The organism is Pseudomonas sp. SDO5522_S412, from assembly GCF_054071215.1.
Genome location: NZ_JBSVWQ010000290.1, coordinates 1 through 6225 on the forward strand (window position 1 = coordinate 1; position 6225 = coordinate 6225).

At 61.3% G+C, this 6225-nt stretch carries 5 protein-coding genes; all 5 read right to left on the bottom strand.

Annotated elements, in window-relative coordinates; genetic code table 11:
• Positions 1–85: 85 nt before the first annotated feature.
• A complete protein-coding gene (locus tag ACW9I6_RS29750) occupies positions 86–1123 on the bottom strand; it encodes an ABC transporter permease (RefSeq protein WP_003214704.1) in 1038 nt (345 codons plus the stop codon).
• Positions 1124–1182: 59 nt separating this feature from the next.
• Positions 1183–2736: a sugar ABC transporter ATP-binding protein gene (locus ACW9I6_RS29755; protein WP_457340146.1), complete on the bottom strand. Its 1554-nt coding sequence runs from the start codon at positions 2734–2736 to the stop codon at positions 1183–1185.
• Between the two features lie 63 nt (positions 2737–2799).
• A complete protein-coding gene (locus tag ACW9I6_RS29760; protein ID WP_010173158.1) occupies positions 2800–3735 on the bottom strand; it encodes a sugar ABC transporter substrate-binding protein in 936 nt (311 codons plus the stop codon).
• A gap of 365 nt (positions 3736–4100) precedes the next feature.
• Positions 4101–5141, bottom strand: a complete 1041-nt coding sequence (locus tag ACW9I6_RS29765; protein ID WP_457340147.1) for a Gfo/Idh/MocA family protein — start codon at positions 5139–5141, stop codon at positions 4101–4103.
• 131 nt (positions 5142–5272) lie between these two features.
• Positions 5273–6133, bottom strand: a complete 861-nt coding sequence (locus ACW9I6_RS29770) for a sugar phosphate isomerase/epimerase family protein (protein ID WP_457340148.1) — start codon at positions 6131–6133, stop codon at positions 5273–5275.
• Positions 6134–6225 lie beyond the last annotated feature (92 nt).

A 6225-nucleotide genomic window follows, 5' to 3' on the forward strand; every position in this document is an offset into this window, starting at 1 on the left:
TCAGTCACTGAATGTTTAACTGATACACCGTCTTCGCGAGCAAGCCCGCTCCCACATTTTGACCGATGCGGCCTTGAGGACCGTGTCAGCGCTTGAGTTTGCGCTTGTTGCGATATTGGTCGATCACCACCGCCACCACGATGATCAGGCCCTTGATGATGTCCTGGATGTAGGCATCCACGCCGACGAAGGTAAACCCGCTGGCCATCACCCCGAGGATCAGCGCGCCGATCACGGTGCCGGTGATGCGCCCTACTCCGCCCGCCAGGCTGGTGCCGCCGATCACCGCGGCGGCAATCGCGTCCAGCTCATAGGACATGCCCATGCCAGCCTGCCCGGTGGCTGCCCGTGCCGACGCCACTACACCGGCCAGGCCTGCCAGCAGGCCGGCGATGCTGTAGACGATGATCAGGTGGCGCTTGACGTTGATGCCCGAGGTGCGCGCCGCCTGCATGTTGCCGCCGATGGCGTAGGTGTACTTGCCGTACTTGGTGTAGCGCAGGGCGATATGGAAGATCACCGCCACCACCAGGAAGATCACCACCGGCATCGCGCCGTGGCCGATGGCCGTGTAGGAGTCCGAGAGCATGCTCACCGGCTGGCCTTCGGTGTAGTAACGCGCCAGGCCACGGGCCGAGACCATCATGCCGAGGGTCGCAATAAACGGTGGAATCCCGGTGACCGCAATGATACTGCCGTTGATCGCCCCCGCCAGCAGCCCCACGCCCAGGCCCATCGCCACCGGTATCCACACCGGCAGGTCAGTCAATGACGGAAACACCGCACGGGAAAAGTCGGAAGTCTGCGCCAGGCTGGCGGCGATCATCGCCGACAACGCCAGCACCGAGCCCGAGGACAAATCGATACCGGTGGTGATGATCACCTGGGTCACGCCAATCGCCAGCAGGCCGATGATCGACACCTGCAGGATCATCAATACAAGGCGCTGGGAGTTCATCAGGAAGCTCTGGTCGCGCACGATCCAGCCGAACAACTCAAACACCAGGCCGATGCCAATCAGCACCAGCAGGATGCTCAGCTCGGTGGGCATGCGTCGACGGTGCTTGACCGGCGCCGCAGCGGGCTTCTTTTCCTCGGGTTTGCTTTCCAGTATCGCGTTCATAACCACTCACCTTTTTTATCGCGTTGCGCCGGCCACAACGGGCCGGCGCCGTCTGTTCGTTAGTGGACCGCCGTCATACCGGAAGCCAGTTGCATGACTTTTTCCTGGGTCGCATCCGCGCGGTCCAGGGTGCCCATCAGGTCGCCTTCGTGCATCACCATCACCCGGTCGCTCATGCCCAGCACCTCGGGCAGCTCCGAGGAAATCATGATCACCGCCATGCCTTCGCTGGCCAGGTAGGAAATCAGCCGGTAGATCTCGGCCTTGGCGCCCACGTCGATACCGCGAGTGGGTTCGTCGAGGATCAGCAGCCGTGGGTTGGTCATCAGCCAGCGGGCCAACAGGGCTTTTTGCTGGTTGCCACCGGACAAGGTGTCGATGCATTGCTCCAGCGACGGGGTTTTCACCCGCAGCTTGGTGCACATGTCTTCACACAGGGCACGCAGGGCTTTTTGCTGGATAAAGCCATTGCCGGAGTAATGCGGCAGCACGGCCATCTCCATGTTTTCCAGTACCGACAGGCAGGGGAACAGGCCGCTGAGCTTGCGGTCTTCGGTCAGCAGCGCGAAGCCCTTCTCGATGGCCATATGCGGGTCGGTGATGCGCACGGTCTTGCCGTCCAACTGGATCTCGCCGCCGGAGCTTGGGGTGATGCCGAAAATGGTTTCGGCCACATTGGTCCGCCCGGAGCCCATCAGCCCGGCGATACCGAGAATTTCGCCGGCGTGCAGGTCGAACGACACGCCCTGGAATACCCCATCCAGGCGCAGGTCGCGCACCGACAGCAGCAGATTGCCGATGGGCTTGTCACGCACCGGGAACAGATGGCTCAGCTCACGCCCCACCATCATCGAGATCAGGCTGTCGCTGTCCATGCTGTCGGCCCGTTGCAGGCCGATATAGGCGCCATCGCGGAACACCGCTACTTCATCGGCGATGGCGAATACTTCGTTCATTTTATGGGTGATGTAGATGATGCCTTTGCCCTGGGACTTGAGGTCGGCAATGATCGAGAACAGGTGGGCCACTTCCTTGTCGGTAATGGCGGAGGTCGGTTCATCCATGATCAGGATGTCGGAGTCATAGGACACCGCCTTGGCAATCTCGACCATCTGCCGCTCGGCAATGCTCAGGTTGCCGACGTGTTCCTCCGGGTCGAGGTTGATCCGCAGCCGCTCCAGCAGTTCGGCGGTGCAGCGGTGCATTTCCCGGTGGTTGACCATGTGCAGGCCGTTGAGCTGTTCGCGGCCGATCCAGATGTTCTCGGCGATGCTCATGTGCGGCATCAGGTTGAGTTCCTGGTGGATCATCGCGATCCCGGCCTTCTGCGCCGCCAACGGCGTTTCGAATTTGATCGGCTTGCCACGCAAGCGGATTTCACCGGCGTCGGGCTGATAGATGCCGGCGATGATCTTCATCAGCGTCGACTTGCCCGCACCGTTCTCGCCCATCAGCGCCAGCACCGAGCCGGGGCGCACCCGCAGTTGCACATCGGCCAGGGCCACGACGCCGGGAAAGCCTTTGCTGATGTTGGAGATTTCCAGCAGATAGGGTTCTTCCAGTACCAAGGGCTGGATACCGGGAGGCTGGGAAGCAGTCGCTTGAGCAAACATATCGGGTACTCCGTCAGCAGGGCCGCCGTGGCTGCCCTGCCGGTTTATTGTTGTTATTAAGGGCTACTTGAAGTCTTTGACGTTGTCCGGGGTGATCAGCTTGAACGGGATCACCACGTTCTGCTCGACCGGCTCGTGCCTGGCCATCTTGCGCGCCGCTTCCACCGAACCCACGGCCTGGCCATTGGCGTCCTGGAACGCCGACGCGGCCATGTCGCCCTTGGTAATCGCGTTCAAACCGTCCGGTGTGCCATCCACCCCGGCGATCAACACGGTGCCCGGCTTGGTGCCCGCCGACTTCAACGCCATGGACGCACCGATGGCCATCTCGTCGTTGTTGGCCAGCACCGCGTTGAATTCACGGCCTTGGGTCAGCCAGTCGTTGACCAGGGTCATGCCCTTGTCACGCAGCCAGATGCCGGTCTGTTCCTGCTCGATCTTGATGTCCGGGTATTTGGCCAGAACTTCCTTAACACCCTTGGTGCGGTTGGTGGTGGAGTTGTTCGCCAGGTCACCCAACAGGATTACGATCTTGCCCTTGCCGCCGAGCTTTTCGGCGATGTACTGCATTTGCAGGCGACCCGCCTCGACGTCATTGGAGGTCACGGCCACGATGCCTTTGGGCAGATCCGTCTGGTCGGGACGACGGTTGACGTACACCAGCGGAATGCCCGCCGCGAGGGCCGCTTTACTGATATTGGCGGTAGACGCCGTGTCGACCGGGTTGACGATGATGGCGTCGACTTTCTGGCTGATAAAGTTCTCGACCTGGCTCAGTTGCTTGACCACATCGGCGCGGGCGTCTTCGAACTGCAGCTGCACGCCGTCACCCTTGGGGTAGGACTTGGCTTGCTTGTCCATGTCTTCACGCAGGTAAGTCAGGAAGGTGTCATCGAACGCCGACATGCTCACGCCCACCTTGATATCGGCCGCCGTGGCGAAACCACTGGCGAGCATCATGGACAGGGCCAGCGCGGTAAAACGGATCGGGGTCTTCATGAACGGTCTGTCTCCAATTTCTTGTTGGTTTTGTGGACGTTGCGTTTTTCAGAGCGAAGCGGTCGGCAGTCGAACGATCGGCGCCCCCGGAATGCAGCACACCAGGGAACCCTTGCTTTCGACGCACAGGACATTCAGGAGGGAAAAGTAAAACGGCCGGGCGCGGGGCAGACCGCGTGGCTGGAGGGCAGGACGTAAAACTCGCAGTACAGCGTTGAAGATTTTCATCTGACGGTACCTGGTTGTTTTGATCTTGTTTTTGTCGAGTCGCCCGAATCGAGTCCGAACGTACTTTATGCAACCTGGAATGACTTTATTGGAAAATAATTTCCATATCAACCTGTTTTAGAATTTTATTCTATTTTTCATCCATGAGGCTCCATAGCCGCCATTTCCACTACCTGCTGGCGCTCTGAACTCAGGCGCGCGGCATCCAGTACGCGGGTGGTTGCCAGCGCATCCAGGACGTTCACCGGCAACTCGCCGTGGCCTTCCACCGCGCTTTGCAGCTGACTGTAGAACTGATTCCAACGGCCCTTTTCCGACGGCACCCGCTCACGATCCGGCCCCTGCTCGAACCAGCCCCAGCGTCGATGTTCTTCAGCGCCCCAGTGCTCGCCTTCGGTTTTCGGGGTCTTGCCGGCCAGCAGCGCCTCTTCCTGGCCGTCCAGCCCTTCGATGGTGTAGCAACCGGCCGTACCATTCACCCGAAACCGCGGGGCCTGGCTGTTTTGCAGGGCGCTGCCCCACAGGTGTGAAATCACCCCGTTGGCGTGGGTCAGCGATACAAAGAAGCCGTGGTCCAAGCTCCGCTCATCGGCGGTGTAGTGCAACTGCGCGAAGACCCGGTCCACCGGGCCGAACAGTTGCATGGCCTGGTCCACCAAGTGGCTGCCCAAGTCCCGCAGGAAGCCGCCGCCGCTGGCATTGCCCACCGAGCCCGGGTTGTAGCGCTCCACCCGGGATTCAAAGCGGGTGACGGTGCCCAGGGCTCCGGCGTCGATCAGCTTGCGCACGGTGAGGAAGTCCGAATCCCAGCGCCGGTTCTGGTAGACGCTGAGCAGCACGCCCTGGCGCTCGGCGGCGGTGATCAAGGCCTGGGCCTGTTCGGCATTGCTGGCAAAGGGTTTGTCGCTGACCACCGCCACACCGTGCTCAATGGCCTCCAGCACCAGGGCCGGACGGCCCTTGAGGGTGGTGGAGATCACCAGCACGTCGACACCGGCCTCGGTGATCTGCCCGATACTGTCGAAGGCCTTCACTCCGGGGTGATCCGTCGCCAGTTGCTGGCGACGTTCGGGTGACCGCGTCACCACGCCGACAAAGGTCGCCCCCGGCAGGCTGGCTATCAGGGGTGCATGAAATACACGGCCGCCTTTGCCGTATCCAACCAGTCCGATTCGCATACAAATACTCCTTGGTTAATTGTGGCGAGGGAGCTTGCTCCCGCTCGACTGCGTAGCAGTCGCAAGCTTTTCGGGGCGCTTCGCCCCCCAGCGGGAGCAAGCTCCCTCGCCACAGGGCAAGCCACAACGGTCTAACAGCACAACTCGCGGGTCACCCGCTCCAGCATCATCCGGTTGGACTCATCCGGCCGGTCTTCCCAGGCAAACACCGACACCGTGGCAATGCCGTCGAACTTGATTTCCCGCAGGGTGCCGAAAAACGCCTCCCAGTTCACCTCGCCCTGACCGATGTCCAGGTGCTGGTGCACGGTGGCGGTGACGCCCGGCGGGTTGACGATGTAGCGCAGGTTGGACGAAGCGCGGTGGTTGTAGGTGTCGGCGATGATCAAGTGGCTGAGTTTGGAGCCTGCGTACTTGAGCATCGAGGCGATATCGCCCTTGCCGTCGTCATAGAAGAACGTGTGCGGCGCGGCGTAGAGGTAGTTGATCCAGTCGCGGTCGAGGCCGCGAATGATGTCCACCGACTCGTTGTTACGCTCGCAGAAGTCGTACGGGTGCGCCTGGATATCCAGCTTGACGCCTTCGCGTTCGAACTCCGGCATCAGCTCGTCCATGGAGCGCATGAACTGGTTCTCGCACACCAGCGGGTTGTCGGACTGGCCGGTGAATTCGGTGTTGACCAGCTCGCAGTCCATTTCCACGGCGATCTGGATCGCACGCTTCCAGTTGCGCACGGCGGCAACCCGCAGGCCTTCGTCGGCGGCGGCCCAGTGGTACATGGGCAGCAGGGATGAGAGTTGCACGCCGGCGTCGCTCAGGGCCTTGCGAAATTCCTTGATGCGCGCGCGGTCGACCCGGGGGGCCTTGTAGAACGGCAGGAAGTCTTCCCGGGGCGAGAGTTCGATGTGCTGGTAGCCGAGCTCGGCGGCCTTGTCGACCATTTGGCCGAGGGGCAGGTGGCGGTACATGTAGGGGTCTAATGCGATGCGCATGCTTGAGATCTCCCGAATTTGAGGTAGGAACTCGGTCAAATGTGGGAGCGGGCTTGCTCGCGAATGCGGTGGGTCAGTCGATGCAAATGTTG

Excerpts from the sequence above, each read along its gene's own strand:
- ACW9I6_RS29770 (WP_457340148.1), bottom strand. The coding sequence starts at position 6,133 with ATGCGCATCGCATTAGACCCCTACATGTACCGCCACCTGCCCCTCGGC.
- ACW9I6_RS29760 (WP_010173158.1), bottom strand. The coding sequence starts at position 3,735 with ATGAAGACCCCGATCCGTTTTACCGCGCTGGCCCTGTCCATGATGCTC.
- ACW9I6_RS29755 (WP_457340146.1), bottom strand. The coding sequence starts at position 2,736 with ATGTTTGCTCAAGCGACTGCTTCCCAGCCTCCCGGTATCCAGCCCTTG.
- ACW9I6_RS29765 (WP_457340147.1), bottom strand. The coding sequence starts at position 5,141 with ATGCGAATCGGACTGGTTGGATACGGCAAAGGCGGCCGTGTATTTCAT.
- ACW9I6_RS29750 (WP_003214704.1), bottom strand. The coding sequence starts at position 1,123 with ATGAACGCGATACTGGAAAGCAAACCCGAGGAAAAGAAGCCCGCTGCG.